The organism is Microbacterium trichothecenolyticum (assembly GCF_000956465.1).
GTDB lineage: Bacteria > Actinomycetota > Actinomycetes > Actinomycetales > Microbacteriaceae > Microbacterium > Microbacterium trichothecenolyticum.
The window spans coordinates 188,750-206,700 of the sequence record NZ_JYJA01000040.1; the positions used below are offsets into that span (position 1 = coordinate 188,750).

Here is a 17,951-nt window from a genome sequence, read left to right on the forward strand (position 1 = left end):
TCAGCCGATCACCACCCTCGGTCGGCTGCGGACGGCATCCGAGATGCGCAGCAGCAGGGCGACGATGATCCAGTTCGCCACGAGGGACGAACCGCCGGCCGCGAGGAACGGTGTCGTGAGTCCGGTGAGCGGGATGAGGCGGGTGACGCCGCCGACCATGATGAACACCTGCAGCGCGATCGTGAACGACAGGCCGGTCGCGAGGAGCTTGCCGAAGTCGTCCTGCCCCGCGAGACCGATGCGGATGCCGCGGCTCGTGAACACCATGTACAGGCACAGGATCGCGAACACCCCGATGAGACCGAGCTCCTCGCCGAGCGCCGGAAGGATGTAGTCGCTCTCGGCGACCGGCGTGAGGTACGGCCGCCCCTGGCCGAGGCCGGTGCCGAGCAGGCCGCCGTTCGCCATGCCGAAGATGCCGTTGACGAGCTGGTAGCTCGAGTTGTCCATCAGCTCGGGGTTGAACGCGTCGAGCCAGTTGTCGAACCGCGCGCCGACGTACGGCAGGATCCGCGACGCGAGGAACGCACCCGATACCGCGAGCACGACGCCGATGAGCACCCAGCTGGTCTTTCCCGTTGCGACGTAGAGCATCGCGACGAACATGCCGAAGATGAGCACACCGGTTCCGAGGTCGCGCTGCAGCACGATGATGCCGAGCGACACGAGCCAGATCACCAGCAGCGGCCCGAGCTCGCGGGCGCGCGGCCAGGTCATGCCGAGGAAGCGGGTTCCCGTCGAGGTCAGGCTCTCGCGTGTGCGGACGAGGTAGCCGGCGAAGAAGATGCCGAGCGCGATCTTCGCGAGCTCGCCGGGCTGGAACGTGAAGATGCCGAGGTCGACCCAGACATCCGCGTTGCCCCCGCCGCTGAGACCGGGGATCACCGGCAGGATCAGCAGAACGATGCCGACGAACCCGAAGATGTACGTATACCGGAACAGCACGCGGTAGTTCTTGAGGAACATCACCACGAGGATCGCCGCGACCAGGGCGATCGCCGCCCACGCGAGCTGCCGCGTCGAGAACGCGTCCCACCCGTGGCGCTCCCAGTAGAGGTCGAGCCGGTAGATCATCGCGAGGCCCAGCCCGGTGAGGAGCGTCGCGATCGGCACCACGAACGGATCGGCCGCGCGGGCGCGCAGGCGCAGCAGGATGTGCAGCGCGATCACGAGCGCGGTGAGGCCGCCGCAGTAGACGAGGAACGTCCAGTCGATCACGCCCTCGGAGCCGAGCTGCACCAGCGCGATCGCCGCGCCGTTGATCGCGAACGCGAAGATCAGGAGAGCCAGCTCGCGATTGCGCTGCGTCTGCGGAACCCGGATGCGGCGCAGCGCCCGCACCACGGCGGTGTCGGTCGAGACGGCTTCGGTGGGCGTGCCCGTGGATGTGCTCATCCGCCGCCTCCCGCCAGGTCGCTGATTCCCGACACGATCTGCCGCGCATGCGACAGGGAGTTCGCCGAGATGGTCTGCTCCACGGTCGCACGGGCGAAGTCCGAGAGCGAATCGAGGGGGATCCCGGTGTCTTCGTAGGGGGTCGACAGCGAGATCGGCCCGATGCTCTGCTGCACGCCCTGGTATATGACGACGGTGTCCTCGTCGGCGCCGACGTAGTACCGCGTCTGCGTCCACTGGTAGCCGATCCATGTGGCCCCGGCGATGATCGCGAGCACGAGCGCGACGCCGGCGATCCAGCCGATGCGGCGGCGACGCGCCCGTCGCCGGTCCTCCTCGATGAGCTCCTCGAGGAACTCAGGCGCCGGCTCGAAGTGCGTCGGCTCGTTCGCCGCCTGGCGGTTCGGGTGCAGCCAGCTCGAGCGCCGCGGCGCGGCCGCGGGCACCTCGACGCCGACCGGGTTCGACGCGGAGCCCACGATGGTGGGGGTCCCCGAGAAGAGCGGATGCTGTCCGCCGACGTCGACGATGACGATCGTGACGTTGTCGGGGGCGCCGCCGTCCAGGGCCTGCTTGAGCAGGTTGTCGGCCGTGCGGCCCGGGGCGAGACCCAGCCCGAGCGCCTTGGAGGTGTGCGCGTCGTCGACAACGCCCGACAGGCCGTCCGAGCACAGCAGCCAGCGATCGCCGGGCTGCGTCGGCATGATGAACGTGTCGAGCTCGGGATCGGTGTCCATGTCGCCGAGCACGCGCATGAGCACCGAGCGGCGCGGGTGGTAACGCGCCTCTTCGGGGGTGATACGGCCCGAGTCGACGAGGCGCTGCACGAAAGTGTGGTCTGTGGTGATCTGCGTGAGGGCACCGTCGCGGAACAGGTAGATGCGCGAGTCGCCGATATGGGCGATCACGGCGTAGTCGTCCACCATGATGAGCGCGCTGACCGTGGTGCCCATGCCGGCCAGCTCCGGCCTGACGCCGACCGTGTCGACGAGGTCGACCGCGGCATCCGAGATCGCATCGCGCAGGGCCCGCTCCGCCTCGGCGGTCGAGTCGAACGGGCGGTCCAGGCCCTCCAGGCGCGAGATCGCAAGGCTCGACGCGACATCGCCACCGGCGTGACCGCCCATGCCGTCGGCCACGACGAACAGGTTCGAGCCGGCGTACCCGGAGTCCTGGTTGTTGGAGCGCACCTTGCCGGTGTGCGAGATCGCGGCGCTCGAGCCCTGGAAGACCATGTGCGAGGGGTCCGCCCGCTACTTCCGCAGCTCGAACGTCGTCGCGCCGACCTTGATCGGGGCGCCGAGGTTCACGGGGACCGGGGCCGTCACACGCACACCGTCGTGCCAGGTGCCGTTCGTCGAGTCGAGATCCTGGATCATCCACTGGTCGCCCCACAGCACCAGGCGTGCGTGGTGGCTCGACGTGTAGTCGTCGCGGACGACGAGTCCCGACTCGCTCGAGCGGCCGATCGTGAGCGGCTCGTTGCCCAGCGGGAGCTCGAGCCCGGTCTTGGGTCCGCTCGTGATGACGATGCGCGACGCGGTGGCGGTCGTGGCGGGTCCGCCGGGCTTGGCGGCGGGGGCAGGGACTGCCGCAGCGACGGGCGCGGTCACCGACGAGGCGGCGGCACCCGACGCCATGGGCGCGGCCGCTGCGGCGGCCGCAGCATCCGGCATCCGCCTCACCTTCACGCCGAACAGGTCGGCGCGCAGCGAGTAGACGACGGCGAAGACGAACGCCCACAGCAGCACCAGGAAGCCGATGCGCAGCAGCAGCAGGGTGAGCTCGCTCATGCCAGCGGGCCCCTCTCCTGCGCGTCGAACGCTCGTGTGGCATCGTCGACGGATGCTGCGGGCCGCGGCGCGCTCGCCTGTGCGACGACGCGGAACACGATGTCGGTGCGGCCGATGCGCACCGTGGAGTCCGGTGGCAGGGCCGCCTCGGTCACTTTGCGGCCGTCGAGCATCGTGCCGTTCGTCGAGCCCAGGTCGCGCACCATCGCGCGCTCGCCGTCCCACAGGATCTCGACGTGCTTGCGGCTGGTGCCCGAGTCGGCGACCGTGATGTCGGCGTCGCTGCCGCGGCCGATGACCGTGCGCGACTTCGTCAGCGGGATGCGGCGTCCTTCGACGTCCACGACACCGCGCCACGAGACGCGGCCGCCCTGCGCCGTCGACGACTCGACGCGAAGAGTGCCGGTCGACAACTCCTCGTCGCGGCGGATCGCGATCGTCACCGGCCCCGCGAACGAGTACCCCTGTGCTTTGGCGTGCGCATGGACGAGCGTGTCGAGCTCGTGCAGGAGCGCGTCGCCGAGAGCCGAGATGCGGTCGTCGTCGGCGGGTGACAGGCGCACCGTGAACGTGTTCGGCGCGAGGATGCGGTCGCGGCTGACGACTGCCGCCTTCTTGTCGAGTTCGCTGCGCAGGGCCGATGCGATCTCGACAGGCTGAATGCCGCTGCGGAAGGTCTTGGCGAACGCGCTGTTGACTGCGCGCTCCAGACCTTTCTCGAAGCTGTCAAGTAGTCCCACGGAGCTCCTCTAGAGGGGGGTGCCGGTTGCTACATGCTAATTGCACAGGCTGTACCCGTCATGGACCGCGCCCCCGGACAGGAGAGTTCGGAAGGGGCCGCGACGCATGATATCCTCGGGAAGTTGAGTTTCGCGGGATCTCCGGATGCCGCGGCTCGCGCGAGTGGCGGAATAGGCAGACGCGCTGGCTTCAGGTGCCAGTGCCCGAAAGGGCGTGGGGGTTCAACTCCCCCCTCGCGCACAGGGGGCCCTGTTCGTTTTACGAGCAGCGGTTCTCACTGAATTGCGGAAAGTAGCCGGTCGGAGGTCAGAACCTCCGACCGGCTTCTTCGTTTTCGCACGGAGTCGGCCGCTCCGATGCCCCGGATCTGCGCTCGCGATGACCGGCCCGACTCGAGCAGCCCCTTTCGGGGCTGCTCGAGTTCGTGTTCTCTTCGGGGTTGAGGCTCGCGCCACCCTCCGTTGACGAACCCCTAGGCTCGGCGCCGTCGACGCGCCATGACAAGCGCGGTGCCGAGCGTCAGCGCGATGACCGCCACGATGACCGCCGTCGTCGCAATCGTCCCGCCGGTCGCCGCGAGGCCGCCGGCGCCCGTTTGTCCCGCCGGCGCGCCCGCGCTCGGCGTCCCCGCGCCGGGCTCGTCCGTCCCCGGTGTCGGCTGCTCCGTTCCGGGGTCCACCGGATCCACGACCGGCTGCAGGTCTGCGGGGGTGAGCGCGGAGGCGTAGACCACTCGGTGCGCCGAGAGGTGGATGTCAGGCGTCAGCACCTCGTACTTCGCGCGGACCCAGAACGGCGTGCCTTCGTCCGCGGGGAAGGTTCGGCTCACGACGGGCCCAGGCTCGGTGACCCTGTCGTGGCCGACCTGCTCGCTGTGAAACCGCGGGCCGTAGATGTCGGCGCCGTATCCGGCGGACAGGTCGAACCCGCTGCTGTATGCCGGGTAGCGGTTGCTGACCGTGAGTTCGATGCCCGCCGCCGCGCGTTCGGCCTCGTCGGCTGGCGGTGCCGCCGCGACGACCCAGAAGTCGTGCGACACGTGCGTTTCGGATGCGCACCGCGCGTTGCCCGGGTTGGCGTAGGAGCCGGCGAGCTGACCGTCCACGAGCACGTCGACGCCGGTGATTCCTGTGAGATCGAATGTCGCCGTCACCCTCGGCTTGTCGATCCACACCGAGCCGAACACGACCGGACCGGCGCACGTCTTGGAGCGGATCGTCGCCTGAGTGACGGCACCGACGGAGTTGTCGTAGACGAGGTCGACGGAGTTCTCGTCGTCGGGGTTCTGCGTGAGGCTGAGCGCGCTGGGCGCGGTCTCCTCCACGGTGAACGCACGCTCCCTGAGGAGCGCGGGCCCGTCCACCCCGTCTATCCATGCACGCACCACATACGCGCCCGGAGTGAGCGGTACCGCTGAGGTCCGCGCGGAATCCGCGTCGAACATCGGGTCGCTGTACACCTCGAGGTCCTCGCGCATCGCTTCGGTGCCACCGGTGCTGGTCATCGTCGTGTGCACCGTGCCGGCGCCGCCGAACATGACCTCGGCGGAGACGGACGCTCCGCCGTCCTGGAGGTATTCGACGTTCTCGAACACATCGTGCACGATCACATGGCTGGCAACGAGCGACCCGGCGAGAGTGATCCGTCCCGCGGACACGGTCACCGTGTGGGTTCCCTCTGCCGCGTCCTCGGGCATAGTGAGCCGGCGTGCGGCCGATCCGTCGTCCGCGGTCAGGCCGCGGACCACGGTCGCGTCGTCGAGCGTGATCTCGTACGCGGCATTCGCCGGGAGCCCGGTCGTCGCCACCGTGAAGGTGCGGCCGGGGCGCACATAGCCAGGGGAGACGCTGAGCGCCGGTTCCCCTGGAGCGGCCGCCGGTTCCCCAGACGTCCGCACGTACACGTCGGTGCTCGCACCGGTCGATCCGAACAGCACGCGGCCGTAGTAGCGGAACCCCTGGGCGAGACCGTTCCACGTCACCTTGGCCGGCGACGTCTCACCCAGCTGCAGGTTGAGCTTCGCGGGGTCGATCTTCGGTTCGCCCACGTCGGGGTCGCCGCCCAGGAGGTAGGTCGTCAGCTCGTAGTCGAGGTCGCCGTCGCCGCTGAGGAAGGACACGTCGAGGACGTATTGGCCGGGTTCGAGGTCACGACGGACGATGTCCTCCTCGGGGCCGGGTGAGGTCGCCTGGTCGAGGTAGAGCAGACCCCCGAACTCGTCGACCTTGTACAGGGCGAGGTCGAGGTCGCTCGCGGCAACCTCCCCAGCGAGTTCGAAACGCGCGGTCGTCGTGCCGTCGGGGACAACGACGACGTGACGGTCCGCTGCCGAACCGGCGGTCCCCGTGCCGCGGACCACGCGCCCTTGCACGAGTCCGGCGACAGTGACATCCACATCCATCGTCTCGCCCGCGGCGACGGGGATCTCCACGGTTCCGGACTCGCCTTCGCCGGTCACAGTTCTGGGCACGGCGATGATGCTCGGACGGACGGCCAGCGGGATCACCACGGTGTCACCGTCCGACCCCGACCAGCGCAGCGTGCCCGTGGCGAACGCGTCGAGCGGTGCGCTGGTGCGGCGGAACGTGATGGTGAATGTCTTCTCCTCGCCCGCGCCGGCGAAGTCGATACGGTTCGGACTGACGCTCACCTCGACGCCGGGGATCGACACGTCGTTCGCAATGTACGACCCGGCGCGGGTGGCCGTCACCGTGCGGGTGACGGTCTGCACGCCGGCGAGGCTGCCCACCGCGACCGACGCGAGGTTGAGGTCGGATGGGTCGATCGGCTCGACGCCGAGGTCGGCGGCGCCGATGCCCTGCACGTAGCCGTTCCAGTCGGCCACGCCGTTGAGGAACAGCAGGCCGGGGTCGAGGAACCTGGCGGGCCGGACCTGACCGGCTCCCTGACCGAACGGGTCGGTGTAGGCCGAGCCGTCCGCATTGAGCGTGTCGCTCGCCGTGGTCATGAGCGCAGACTTGATCTCGGACGGCGCGGCGTGCGGGTGGGCGCCGAGGTACAGCGCCGCCAGGCCGGCGATGTGGGGCGAAGCCATCGACGTTCCCGACAGCAGCTCGAACGTCGGGGCACCGCCTTCGCTGTTGCGTCCGTCGGCGAGGATGGCGACGCCAGGCGCGGTGATGTCGGGCTTGAGGATGTCTCCGCCGTCCGCGAGGACGGGGCCGCGGGATGAGAAGCCGGCCAGCTGAGGAGCGACCGGTGAGGGACGTCCCGTGGTGTTCCCGTCCTCGAACGTCGCCGTCGCCCCCTCGACCTTCGCGTAGGCGGAAAGTGCGGTGTAGACGTCGGCGTCCACATGGATGGTCGGAACGGCGTGGATGTCGAGGTCGATCGAGTTCGCGGTCGGATTCACGAGGATCATGGCGATGCCTCCCGCACGTGCCACCTCCGCGGACTTGGCGACCCGGTCGATGACACCCCGCTCGCACAGGACGATGGCGCCGGCCGCCTTCACCGGGTCGAGGGTGTCCGGGCCGCACAGTTGAGGGTTCGCCGCGCCTTCGGAGGCGGCGCTCGCCGCCGCGATCACGCGCCCGGTGACCCCTTCCACGTCGGCGATGCTGCCGCCGGCGTAGGCCTGGCCGTCGCCGGTGCGAACGGTCGCTTCGTAGCTCGGGATCGTGCTGGCCGCGACAGTGGTGATCCACGGGGCGGCGTTGTCGACGGTGGACTCGGCCGGGCCGTCGTTGCCCGCCGATGCCGCGACGAAGATGCCGGCGGCTGCAGCACCGAAGAATGCCTGATCGGTCAGCGCCACGGTGCTCAGCGCCCCGCCGCCGCCGATGGAGTAGTTGATGACGTCCACGCCGTCGGCGACGGCCGCGTCGATGGCCGCGAGAAGATCGCCGGTCATGCATCCGTCGTCGTAGGCGGCGGGTCCGCTCCAGCACGCCTTGTACACGGCGACCTTCGCCGCCGGTGCGACTCCCGAGATCTCGCCGAGGTCACGGCCGGCGACGGAGGCGGACACGCCGTTGTTGCCGGCGGCGGTGCTCGCCGTGTGCGAACCGTGCCCGTTGGCGTCGCGAGGTGACAACACCTCGCCGCGATCGCGCCCGATGTAGTCCGCGCCGTAACTGTCGACGAAGTAGCGCGCGCCGATGAGCTTCGTCGAGCAGTCGCCCGCGTCGAAGGCCTCACCGGCCTGGCAGATTCCGCGGAACTGCGTCCCGTCCGCCTTGTCGAAGACGATGGTGTCACCATCCATGTAGGGCGCGTCGCCGGACGCCGACGCGAGGGCCTCACCGGCGAACGAGGGGTTCTCCGGTGCGATACCGGAGTCGATGACACCGACCACCACGCCTTCGCCGGAGTTCTGGACGCCCCCGAGCGACGCCCACACCCCGTTGTCTCCGCTGAGCCCGATGTAGTCCGTGGATGGTGTCGCGGCCTGCAGGTGCAGGAGCTCGTCCTCGACGATCGACGCCACCCGCGGGTCCGCCGCGATCTCCGTCGCCTGCTCAGCGCTGAGCGCCGTGGCGAAGCCGTTCGTCGCGAGGGTGTACGAGGTCACGATCTCGGCTCCGGCATCGGCGGCGACGGCCTTCTGCTGCGAGACGAGGTGGTCGGCATACGCAGCCGCGGCCTTGGCGCGCGGGTTCAGGCTCTTGCCGTCTTCGGGCTGCGTCGCCCGGTAGGACGGGATCGTGCCACGATATGTCGCCACGGCCGCGCCCTTGAGCGTGACGATGTATCGACCGGCCTCGAACTCGTCCGTGGCAGCGGCTGCCGCGGGCGTCGTGGCGAGTGCGAGGCTGGACAGGAGTGCGGCGACTGCGGCGATCGCGGTCGCGCGACGAGCTGAGAAGGTCACAGAACGTCCTCGGGGATGCGTGTCGACCCCGTGTGGGCCGAGCTGGACCTCATTCTGCGAGGCTGAGCGCAGCCGGCGCTGGCCGGATCCGGTCAATGACCGCGAGCGGCCAGATGGTGAAACACGGGTGTTACACCAAGGTCAGATCCATCCCCGGCGGTTCGCCTCGACGCCGGCTTGGAAGCGGTTGCTCGCACCCAGCGCAGCCATCAGCTCCTGGCTGCGGCGCCGGAGCGTGCGCGGAGAGATTCCGAGCTGTCGCGCGATGGCGTCGTCCTTCATGCCGACCGCCATGAAGGTGACGATGGAGACGTCTTCGGCGGAGGGCGCGTCGGCCGGTGGGGACGGGTAGCGCCGACTCGTCTGGGGCAGGCCTCTGAGCGGTGCGGCGACGGCGAGCGGAACGGCTCGCGTCCACTCGTGTTCGAAAAGGCTGCGCAGTGCGGCGACCAGGGGCGGTGCGGAGGTGACGAGCGCGCTGATCCCTCCGGGATCCAGACTGAGGGAGGCCAGCGCGATGCTTGCGTCTACGACCACGAGTTTGAGCGGGAGATCATCGGTGATCCGGGACTGCTCGCCCTGGGCCGCGAGCTCGCCCACTTCTTCCCAGGTGGCGCCCTCATCGAAGCTCGACACCGTGTAGATGGCGCGCCACTCCACTCCTCGCGCGAGTACCGCCGACTCGAACGGATCGAACGAGGCTGCAACGTACGGCGGCCGATCGAACGCGAGGAACTCGAACTTCGCCTGATGCTGCAGCCGGGCGTACCAGCCCGCAACGGCGTCCGGGTCCGTGACGAAGTGACTCTGGGGCTCGTCCGAGGTCGACTCCGAGGCCGCGTCGAAGTGCTCGGCGAGCATCGGGATGGTCTCGCGCAGCCGTTGTCCGCGTTCGGTCAGGTGCTCGGCGAGGGCACGGATGGCGAAGCGCGGATCCACGGCGGAGTAGGCCGGGTCAGCGGACTCGAGGCGGGTGACCAGCCCCGCGGTGCGCAGCTCTTCCAGACGGGCCAGCACCGTCGCCTCGTCGGCCTGCGTGCGAGCTGCGATAGCGGCAGCCGGTGCGCGACCTTCCAGCAGCACCGCGAGATAGATGCTCTCGCCCAACGAATCCACTCCGGGCAGGTCGAGCGGACTGCCGTTGGCTGCCGGCCACTGGTCGCTCATGCCCTGAGCCTAGATGGGCAGCGAAGCGGGATCCCGACCCGCTGCGTGTGCGACCACGGCACGCCGGGCGCGCTCACGCGCCGTCGAGCGCGGGCGGCAGTGCGAACACGATCTCTTCGATCTCGCGTCCCACGCCCGGGGCGAAGTCGACGTTGCGCGACACCTCGGTGAAGCCGACCTTGGTGAGGACGGCGATGGAGGCGGCGTTGTGCGCGGCCACGCGGGCGAACAGCGGCCGAATGGGCTCGCGCGAGATCAGGTGGCGCAGCGCCGCGGTCGCGACGCCCCGCCCCCAGGCGTGGCGGGCGATCCAATAGGTGACCTCGCGGTCGCCGTCGACGGTGAAGGATGCCGCGGTCCCGGCGAATCCGCCGTTCTCGGTGACCACGAAGGAGAGGACGTCGGCCGTTGCGCGCTGCCGTTCGATCCACGCGTCGAACGCCGCGCGGTCGTCGGGGTCCTCCGCGGTGAACGCGGCCATCGTGATCGCCTCACGGTCGCGCATCATCTCGAAGACGGCGTCGAGGTCGTCGTCGTCCAGGGGTCGCAGATCGATGTGGTTCACGAGCTTCACGGTAGCCGCGGCATCCGTCACCGAGAAGGGCGGGAAGTCAGCTGAGGCCGTGAATGGTGCGCAGCAGCGATTCGGCCCGATCGGCGTCACGGGAGACGAACGCCTCGCGGAACTCCTCGTAGGCCGCGGTGCGGCCGATGGGGCATTCGATGAACGGTCGCCAGCCCACCATGTCGCGCCGGATCGCGAACTCGTACTCGCGCACGAACTGCAGGAGCGCGAAGTTGCCGCTCGCATGTGTGACGACGGAGAAGAACGCGTGGCTGGCCATCGCGAGGGTGTCCGGGTCGTTGGCGCGGGAGGCGGCGATGACATCGTCCAGGCGCTCCAGTGCGAGGTCGAGGGCGTCGGCGTCCGCGCGTGCCGAGGCCATGCGCACCGCCAGGCCCATGTTGAACGCGACGAGCTCCACGGTGTCGCTCTGCTGGTGGGGGTGCGACACTCGCGTGTAACGATGTGGCGACACCTCGACCAGGCCGGCCCGCTCCAGTCGCTGCAGTGCTTCGCGCACCGGCGTGCGCGAGACTCCCAGCCATTCCGCCAGCTCCTGGTCGCGCAGGCGCTCGCCGGGGGCCAGCCGTCCGTCGAGGATCGCCTCACCCAGGCGCGCGTACACCTCGTCTCCGAGGACGGCGCGGCTCGGCTCGAGCGGGACGAAGGGGGCACTCATGAGTGGCACCAGTGTACGCCGGAGGATTCACGTGCATAGACCCGCTTGAGCGGGCCTTGAGGGGGACCGCGAGAGGGCCGCGAGACCCCATCCGAAGATGCGGAAACACTGAGGAAACCGGCCTCGCTCTCGCACTGATATATCGGTACGATGTTCCCTGTCCACGTTACGACGTGGCCTATCCGGGGGGATCCGTCGACGCCCGGGCTTTCGAGCCAAGCTCAGCCCGGGCGGACGATGGTCCGTGTCCCGCGAACGAATGCTGTGCAACATTTGTGTCACCTTCGCAACTGGGTCTCGCCGCGCGCCCGCCTGTTCACTACGTTGGATTGCAATCGCCGCAATCGCGACGAGATCAACGAAGAACGGCAAGTAATGAGCACGCAGGGCACCGTCAAGTGGTTCAACTCGGAAAAGGGATTCGGCTTCATCGCTCCCGATGAGGGTGGCGCAGACGTCTTCGCGCACTACAGCGCAATCGAGTCGAGCGGGTACCGCTCCCTCGAGGAGAACCAGCGCGTCGAGTTCGAGATCGCGCAGGGACCCAAGGGCCTCCAGGCCGAGAACATCCGCCCGCTCTGAGCGGAGGATCGATCGCTTCACGCGGTCGAAGCCGCGGTATCCCATGGGTGGGTGCCGCGGCTTCGTCGCGCGCGAGCGCCGTTCCAGCGCGCTCGCTCGCTGATCTTCTCCTCCTCGTAACCTGTGCGACTCACGGCGGAAGTACCGTGAGCAGAAGGCGCTGAGCCGGCGAACGGAGTCGGTTTTCGCCGCCGGCCGACGGCGTCCGTCACCTTGTGACGAGGATTGGACGAGTAGCGGCATGGCACAACCCTCCCGTCGAGCAGTGGTCTCCCTGCTGCTGGCTGCACCCGCAGCCGCCCTCCTCGGGTGCACGGCGACCGCCGCGGATGCGAACGCCACCGTGCGGGCCGCGACATCCACGCCGACGGGGGCGACAGCTTCTCTGGGCTCCCCCGCGGGCCTCCCACAAGGCCCCCTCGCCAACGCAGGCTTCGGGCCCAACGGCTCCCACTGGCCGTCCCGCACGCCGAGACCGTCCGATCGGTTCGACCTCGTCGTCGAGGCGGAGTGCAACTGGGGGGCGATCGGCAAGGCCATCGCGTATGTCACCGAGCGCACGACCGAGGGAAAGGGCGCGGTCCTCGTCAAGCCCGGCACGCTTCCGGGTAACGGCGCGGGCTCCTCCAGCACGCCGGTGCTGCAGCTCGTCGGCCAAGCCGATCGCTCGTACCGCGTGCTCGTCGCGCCTCGCGACGGGAGCGGCTCGGTCACCCACACGGGCTCGTTGCGCATCGACCGCGTCAAGGGCGTCTCGTTCGTCGGCTTCTGGCCGTTCCCGAACAGCGTCGTGCTCACGTCGGTGGAGGACGTCGCGTGGGCGTGGTCGAAGGGGCAGGCCTTCAACGTGACCGCGGGCAAGGGCGGCCCTGCCCGACGGATCGAGCTGGTGGAATGCGTCACCCCGGAGCTGAAGATCACCGAGAGCGACGCGTGGGCGTTCCGCACCGCGGGATCCGCTCTCGAGGACGTCGCGGTCGTGGGATGCTACGTCGCACCGTCGTACAAGCCCGCAGGTTCCGCCGCCCACTGCGACACTCTCCAACTGTCGGGTGACAAGCCGCAGACGACGGTTACCGTCAGGGACAGCGTGATCTTCGCGTCGACGAACGCCGCCTTCATCCCCTCGGCGATCGCCGCCGGCGTCATGTTCGACCACTCCCTGGTCGTCGGCGGGGATCGGATGCTGCAACGCTTCCCGGTCCCTCCCGAGGCGAACGCGTTCACCTCGGGGTTCCCGTCCGCGGTGAACGGCTCGGGGACGGTCGGGATTCTCTCCGCCCGCAACTCGACGTTCATCGGCCCGGTGCGGGGCGAGTGGGCGACGGTCGAGTCGACGACGGTATCGGGTTCGAACCTGGCGCGGTCCGCCACGGGCGGCTTCACCAGTGACCCGTCGCTGTCGTCGATCGACGCCACCTGGCTGGAGAAGGTCACGCCGGTGCCCACCGACGAACGGCTGCGCGCGGTATGGGCGCTGTGAGCCGTCGGTCGGTCGGCGAGAGCAAGGGGTCCGTGACGCGATGAGAGCACCTGCGTGGATCCAGGCGCCTCTGCGCCGGCCGGCGGCCGCACGCATGGTGGACCGTATCTTCCTGAACATCGCGCCCGATACGCACGCCCGCGACCATGTGCTCATCGCGCCGCCCGGCCGAGGCAACATCGGAGACCAGGCGCTCGTCGAGGCGTTCGTCGAGGCGGTCGCCGGGCACGTGCATGTCGTGGTCCGCAGCGACGCCGACGTCCTCGTCCCCGAGCACCTCGAGGACCGCATGACGACGGTGCCGCTTCCCGCACTCGTCTACGGGACGGCGATCGGTCGCGCACGCGACCTGCGCACGCTCGCGACGCTCCTGGCAGGGGCGCGGTCCTTCAGCGTGATCGGCGCGGACGTCATGGACGGCGCGTACGTCGAGCGCGCCTCCGTGAGCCGGTCGCTGCTCGCGCGCCGGGCGGCCGAGCTCGGCTACGACTCCCGGATCGTCGGCTTCAGCTGGAACAAAGCGCCCAGCTCCGGTGCGAAGGCGGCGCTGCGCGCCGCGTCGGACGCCGGCGTCGCCCTCTACCTGCGCGACCCGTACTCCGCCGACCGTGCACGCGTCGACGGCCTCCGCGTGCGCGACGCGGCGGACATCGTCTTCACGGCCGGCACGCGCGACGACGATGCGGTCGCCCGCTGGATCCCCGACCTCGAACCCGACGGTCGCTTGGCGCTCGTGAACGCGTCCGGACTCGTCGGCGCCGCCGTCGACGCCTACACCGAGACGGTCGCGCTGCTGCGCGGCCACGGCTACCGGGTGGCGATCATCCCCCATGTGTCGCGTCACGGGGCCGATGACCTGCCCTTGTGCCGCACGATCGCGGAGCGGTTCGAGGGCGACGACGGGGTCACCTTGATCCCCAGGCTGCTCAGCCCCGGCGAGGTCAGGGGTCTCGGCGCGAGGGCCGACATCGCCGTCACCGGCCGCATGCACCTCGCGGTGATGTCTCTGATGGCCGGGACGCCGGCGGTGACGGTCGCGACGCAGGGAAAGGTCGAGGGCCTCATGAGTCTCTTCGGGACGCCGCAGCTCTGCGTCGAGCCGGGCGACGGGTTCGAGCGGCGCCTGCGCGGCGCGGTGGTCGCGACCCTGTCGGACCTCCCTCGGATGCGCGCCGCGATCGGGGCCCGCGTCGCAGACGTGGTCGGGCTCGCCTGGGCGAACGTGGCGGGACTTCGCGCCGAGGTGAAGGAGGGGGTGCGATGAACGGCATGACGGCGGTGCAGAACGCGATGCGGCTGAGGGATGCCCTGTATACGTCCGTCGTCCGCGGCGGATTCGCCTCCTTCGGCGCGGGGAGCCGCATCATGCTGCCGTTCCGGGCAGGTAATCCGCAGATGGTCAGTGTGGGCTCCCACGTGCTGATCGGGCCGTCGTCGTGGTTCATGGTGCCCAGGCTGGACGGACCCGGGCCGGTGATCCACCTCCACGATCGCGTGCGGATGAATCAGACCTCGATCACCGCTGTGCGGGAGGTGGTGATCGAAGAGGCCGTGGAGCTCGCGCGGGGCGTCTACATCTCCGACCACATGCACGGCTTCGACGATCCGCACACTCCGATCCGAGACCAGCCCCTCGTCCGCGTCGCTCCCGTGAGAGTCGAGCGGGGGGCCTGGCTCGGCCAGAACGTGGTCGTCATGCCCGGTGTCACGATCGGCGCGGGAGCGGTGGTCGGGGCCAACAGCGTCGTCACCCGTGACATCCCGGCGCGCACCGTCGCCGTCGGCGCCCCGGCGCGGGTGATCCGGGAGCTCGTGCCGTGACGGGTGGAGGGGCGCACCGGGACGTCGTCTTCACCTTCTCGTATGAGACGTATGCGGATGCCGTGAGCCGGGGCATGATGCGCCCGCCCGATCGCATCCTGCAATCCCTGATGACCTCGCACGAGGTCGATGGACTGCTCGTCGCGAACCCGTTCCGCTCCTGGCAGAGCGTGATCGCGAGAAGTCTCCGCGGTACCGACCCCGAGCTCCCGGCGGCGCCGCGGCGACAGCTCGTCACTCCGGTGCGTCTCAGCCGATCGGATCCACTGTCCATCCCGCGGCTCGTCCGCGCGTACCGGCGATACGACGAGGAGCTGCGCGCGCACGCACGGCGCCTGGGGCTGCGCGCTCCCGCCGTCATCACGACGAATCCCCTCGTCGCGGCGTTCAGCCCCATGGCGTGGGCCTCGACGGTGACCTACTTCGGTCGGGACGACTGGCTGAGCTACTCCGGCCGCCGCCGGTACTGGCCGGCCTACCGCCTGGCCTACCGGTGGATCAGCGAGGCCGAGATCGGTGTCGCGGCGGTGTCGCAGCAGATCATCGACCGGATCGCCCCTCAGGGCCCCCACGCTGTGGTGCCCAACGGGGTGGAGCCGGCCGACTGGGCGGGACCGGTGCCCCCGGTGCCCGACTGGCTCGCTCGCATCCCGTCCCCTCGGGCCATCTACGTCGGCACGATCGACGAGCGCCTCGACACGGAGGGGATAGCGGTCCTCGCGGCGCAGCGCCCGCACCTGCAGATCGTACTGCTGGGGCCGGCGCCGGTGACGGACTATGTGGCGGGGCTGCGCGCCATCCCCAACGTCCACATCCATCCCGGCGTGGGGCGGGCCGAACTCGTTGCGGCCCTTCGCAACTGCGACGTGTCGCTGCTGGCGCACCGGCGCACGCCGCTGACCGAGGCGATGAGCCCGCTGAAGGTGTACGAGTACGTCGCGGCGGGACTGCCCGTGGTCGCCATCGACCTTCCACCGATCCACGGCATCGATCCCCGCGTGCTGATCGCGCCGACGACGGCCGAGATGGCTCCCTTCGTCGACGCCGCGCTGAGCCTCGGCCGCGCATCCGACATCGAGCGGGCGGAGTTCGTCCGGCGCAACAGCTGGTCCGCGCGGCACCGCGTCGTGATGGATCTCGCGCTGCGGCCGGCACTGTTACGCCGAGGTGAAGAGTTCAGTCCGGTCCTGTGAAGTCTGGCGGGAAGGGGCTGCGCCGACCGCCGAGTCGGCCCTACCCTTGACCCACGCTCCCCCGAGCGACGCACCACGGCTCCACCACCAACGCTCCATCCCTCCCCGCACTGGGCCTCGGAGGGCAAGCCTGGGCCATCGGCGTCCCTTCTCACTCATGAGACTGGGGGTCGCCATGAGTTCCACCGGTTCACGCGCTTTCGTCGGCGGACGAAGCGCACACGGACGGGTCGAGCCGTCCTTCGCGGACACGGCCGCCGTGCCGAGCCAGCCGCTCGCGTTGCTGTGGTTCCAGCGGCTCACCGCGGGAATCGTGGTCGGCGACGTTGCGGCGATCGTGCTGTCATTGGCGATCGCAAGCCTCGTGAGGTTCGGCGCACCGGCCCACTGGACCGCGCACGCCATCGGCTACGCGGCCGCTGCGGTCGCCACGGCGGGGGTCTGGCTGATCGCGTTGTGGGCGGTCAAGAGCCGCGCTCGCAGAATCATCGGCCAGGGGCTGACCGAGTACCAGCGCGTCACGAACGCGACCCTCGTCGCGTTCGGGTGTGTGGCCATCGTGTGCTACGTCGGGCAGATCGAGTTCGCGCGAGGGTACGTCGCGGCAGCGATGCCCCTGGGCTGGGCACTGCTGCTGCTGAACCGCCTGATCTGGCGGCGGCTGTTGATGGCGCTGCGGCACGACGGACGGGCGCTGACCGGGGCGATGGTCGTGGGATCGCCGGAAGAGGTCGATCGCACGGTCGAGGAACTCCACCGGAACTTCGCCGCCGGCTACCGCCCGGTCGCCATCTCGCTCACGCAGCCGATGAGCGAGGCGCCGATGAACGTCCGGGAACGGCTGTCCCACCTGCCCCGCGTGCCCCTCGAGCGGGTCGTGGCGGCGACGAAGGGCTCGAGGACGCGGGCCCTGATGATCGCCGGGGATCTGCCCGGTGGGCGCGATCAGATCAAGTCGCTGGGGTGGGCGCTCGAGAACTCCAAGACGGAGCTGATCCTGGTCTCGCGGCTGACGGATGTCGCCGGGCCGCGCATCCACCTGCGCCCGGTCGCGGGACTGCCGATGGTGCACGTGCAGCTGCCCCAGTACTCGGGGTTCGCCCATTCGCTCAAGCGCATCTTCGACGTCGTCGCGACCGCAGCCGGACTCATCGTGCTGGCGCCCGCGCTGGCTGTCATCGCCGTGCTCATCCGCACGCGCGACGGCGGACCCGCCCTGTTCCGGCAGGAACGGGTCGGCGTGGGGGGGACGACGTTCACGATGTACAAGTTCCGCTCGATGGTCGTCGATGCCGAGGCGCAGCTCGCCCGCCTCGAGTCGCTGAGCGACGGGAACGGCGTCCTGTTCAAGATGAGGGACGACCCGCGGGTGACCCCTGTCGGCCGATTCCTCCGCCGCTTCTCCCTCGACGAGCTGCCCCAGCTGTGGAACGTGCTCCGGGGTGACATGAGCCTCGTCGGACCCCGCCCGCCGCTGCCGAGCGAGGTGCGCGAGTACGCGGGTCACGAGACGCGCCGGCTGCTCTCGAAGCCCGGGCTGACAGGACTGTGGCAGGTCAGCGGGCGCAGCGACCTCAGCTGGGAAGAGAGTGTGCGCATCGACCTCTACTACGTCGAGAACTGGTCGTTCACGGGCGACCTGATCCTGATCCTGCGCACGGTGATCCAGATGTTCAAACACGACGGCGCGTACTGACG

At 69.7% G+C, this 17,951-nt stretch carries 14 protein-coding genes and 1 tRNA gene; 7 read left to right on the forward strand and 8 right to left on the reverse strand.

What is annotated here, in order from left to right:
* Genes RS82_RS18050 through RS82_RS18065 form a run of 4 tightly spaced genes read right to left on the reverse strand, consistent with a single transcriptional unit; the run spans position 1 to position 3,928 of the window.
* Positions 1-1,395, reverse strand: a complete 1,395-nt coding sequence (locus RS82_RS18050) for an FtsW/RodA/SpoVE family cell cycle protein (protein WP_045302002.1) — start codon at positions 1,393-1,395, stop codon at positions 1-3.
* Positions 1,392-2,630, reverse strand: coding sequence for a PP2C family protein-serine/threonine phosphatase (locus tag RS82_RS18055; RefSeq protein ID WP_045302003.1), 1,239 nt, complete (start codon positions 2,628-2,630; stop codon positions 1,392-1,394). Before RS82_RS18055 ends, RS82_RS18050 begins: the two co-directional genes overlap by 4 nt.
* Before the next feature lie 18 nt (positions 2,631-2,648).
* Positions 2,649-3,188: an FHA domain-containing protein FhaB/FipA gene (locus tag RS82_RS18060; RefSeq protein ID WP_045302005.1), complete on the reverse strand. Its 540-nt coding sequence runs from the start codon at positions 3,186-3,188 to the stop codon at positions 2,649-2,651.
* A complete protein-coding gene (locus tag RS82_RS18065) occupies positions 3,185-3,928 on the reverse strand; it encodes an FHA domain-containing protein (RefSeq protein ID WP_045302007.1) in 744 nt (247 codons plus the stop codon). The genes RS82_RS18060 and RS82_RS18065 overlap by 4 nt, the downstream gene beginning before the upstream one ends.
* A gap of 157 nt (positions 3,929-4,085) precedes the next feature.
* Between RS82_RS18065 and RS82_RS18070 the strand changes: the two genes are divergently transcribed.
* Positions 4,086-4,169 (forward strand) — tRNA-Leu (locus RS82_RS18070).
* Between the two features lie 232 nt (positions 4,170-4,401).
* On the opposite strand, the gene RS82_RS18075 is transcribed toward RS82_RS18070, so the two are convergent.
* The 4 genes from RS82_RS18075 to RS82_RS18090 all read right to left on the reverse strand — a co-directional run bounded on the left by RS82_RS18075 (position 4,402) and on the right by RS82_RS18090 (position 11,174).
* The gene (locus RS82_RS18075; protein WP_052676922.1) at positions 4,402-8,763 is read right to left on the reverse strand and encodes a S8 family peptidase; all 4,362 of its coding nucleotides are present in this window, start codon (positions 8,761-8,763) and stop codon (positions 4,402-4,404) included.
* Between the two features lie 141 nt (positions 8,764-8,904).
* Positions 8,905-9,930, reverse strand: coding sequence for a helix-turn-helix domain-containing protein (locus RS82_RS18080; RefSeq protein WP_045302009.1), 1,026 nt, complete (start codon positions 9,928-9,930; stop codon positions 8,905-8,907).
* Between the two features lie 73 nt (positions 9,931-10,003).
* A complete protein-coding gene (locus RS82_RS18085) occupies positions 10,004-10,495 on the reverse strand; it encodes a GNAT family N-acetyltransferase (RefSeq protein ID WP_084695767.1) in 492 nt (163 codons plus the stop codon).
* 46 nt (positions 10,496-10,541) lie between these two features.
* On the reverse strand, positions 10,542-11,174 hold the full coding sequence (locus RS82_RS18090) for a GntR family transcriptional regulator (RefSeq protein ID WP_045302011.1): 633 nt from the start codon (positions 11,172-11,174) through the stop codon (positions 10,542-10,544).
* Positions 11,175-11,549: 375 nt separating this feature from the next.
* Here RS82_RS18090 and RS82_RS18095 point away from each other — a divergent pair, with 375 nt between their 5' ends.
* From RS82_RS18095 to RS82_RS18120, 6 genes are all read left to right on the forward strand, one after another.
* Positions 11,550-11,756 carry a cold-shock protein gene (locus RS82_RS18095; RefSeq protein ID WP_045302013.1) on the forward strand — a complete coding sequence of 69 codons (207 nt, stop codon included), beginning with the start codon at positions 11,550-11,552 and terminating at the stop codon, positions 11,754-11,756.
* A gap of 241 nt (positions 11,757-11,997) precedes the next feature.
* Complete coding sequence (locus RS82_RS18100; RefSeq protein ID WP_157005672.1) at positions 11,998-13,239, forward strand: hypothetical protein; 1,242 nt, start codon at positions 11,998-12,000, stop codon at positions 13,237-13,239.
* A gap of 40 nt (positions 13,240-13,279) precedes the next feature.
* On the forward strand, positions 13,280-14,503 hold the full coding sequence (locus tag RS82_RS20830; protein ID WP_084695749.1) for a polysaccharide pyruvyl transferase family protein: 1,224 nt from the start codon (positions 13,280-13,282) through the stop codon (positions 14,501-14,503).
* Positions 14,500-15,060, forward strand: coding sequence for an acyltransferase (locus tag RS82_RS18110; protein WP_045302017.1), 561 nt, complete (start codon positions 14,500-14,502; stop codon positions 15,058-15,060). The genes RS82_RS20830 and RS82_RS18110 overlap by 4 nt, the downstream gene beginning before the upstream one ends.
* The gene (locus RS82_RS18115) at positions 15,057-16,253 is read left to right on the forward strand and encodes a glycosyltransferase (RefSeq protein WP_045302019.1); all 1,197 of its coding nucleotides are present in this window, start codon (positions 15,057-15,059) and stop codon (positions 16,251-16,253) included. The genes RS82_RS18110 and RS82_RS18115 overlap by 4 nt, the downstream gene beginning before the upstream one ends.
* Positions 16,254-16,428: 175 nt before the next feature.
* Entirely contained in the window at positions 16,429-17,949 is a 1,521-nt protein-coding gene (locus tag RS82_RS18120; RefSeq protein WP_045302021.1) for a sugar transferase, read from the forward strand.
* Positions 17,950-17,951 lie beyond the last annotated feature (2 nt).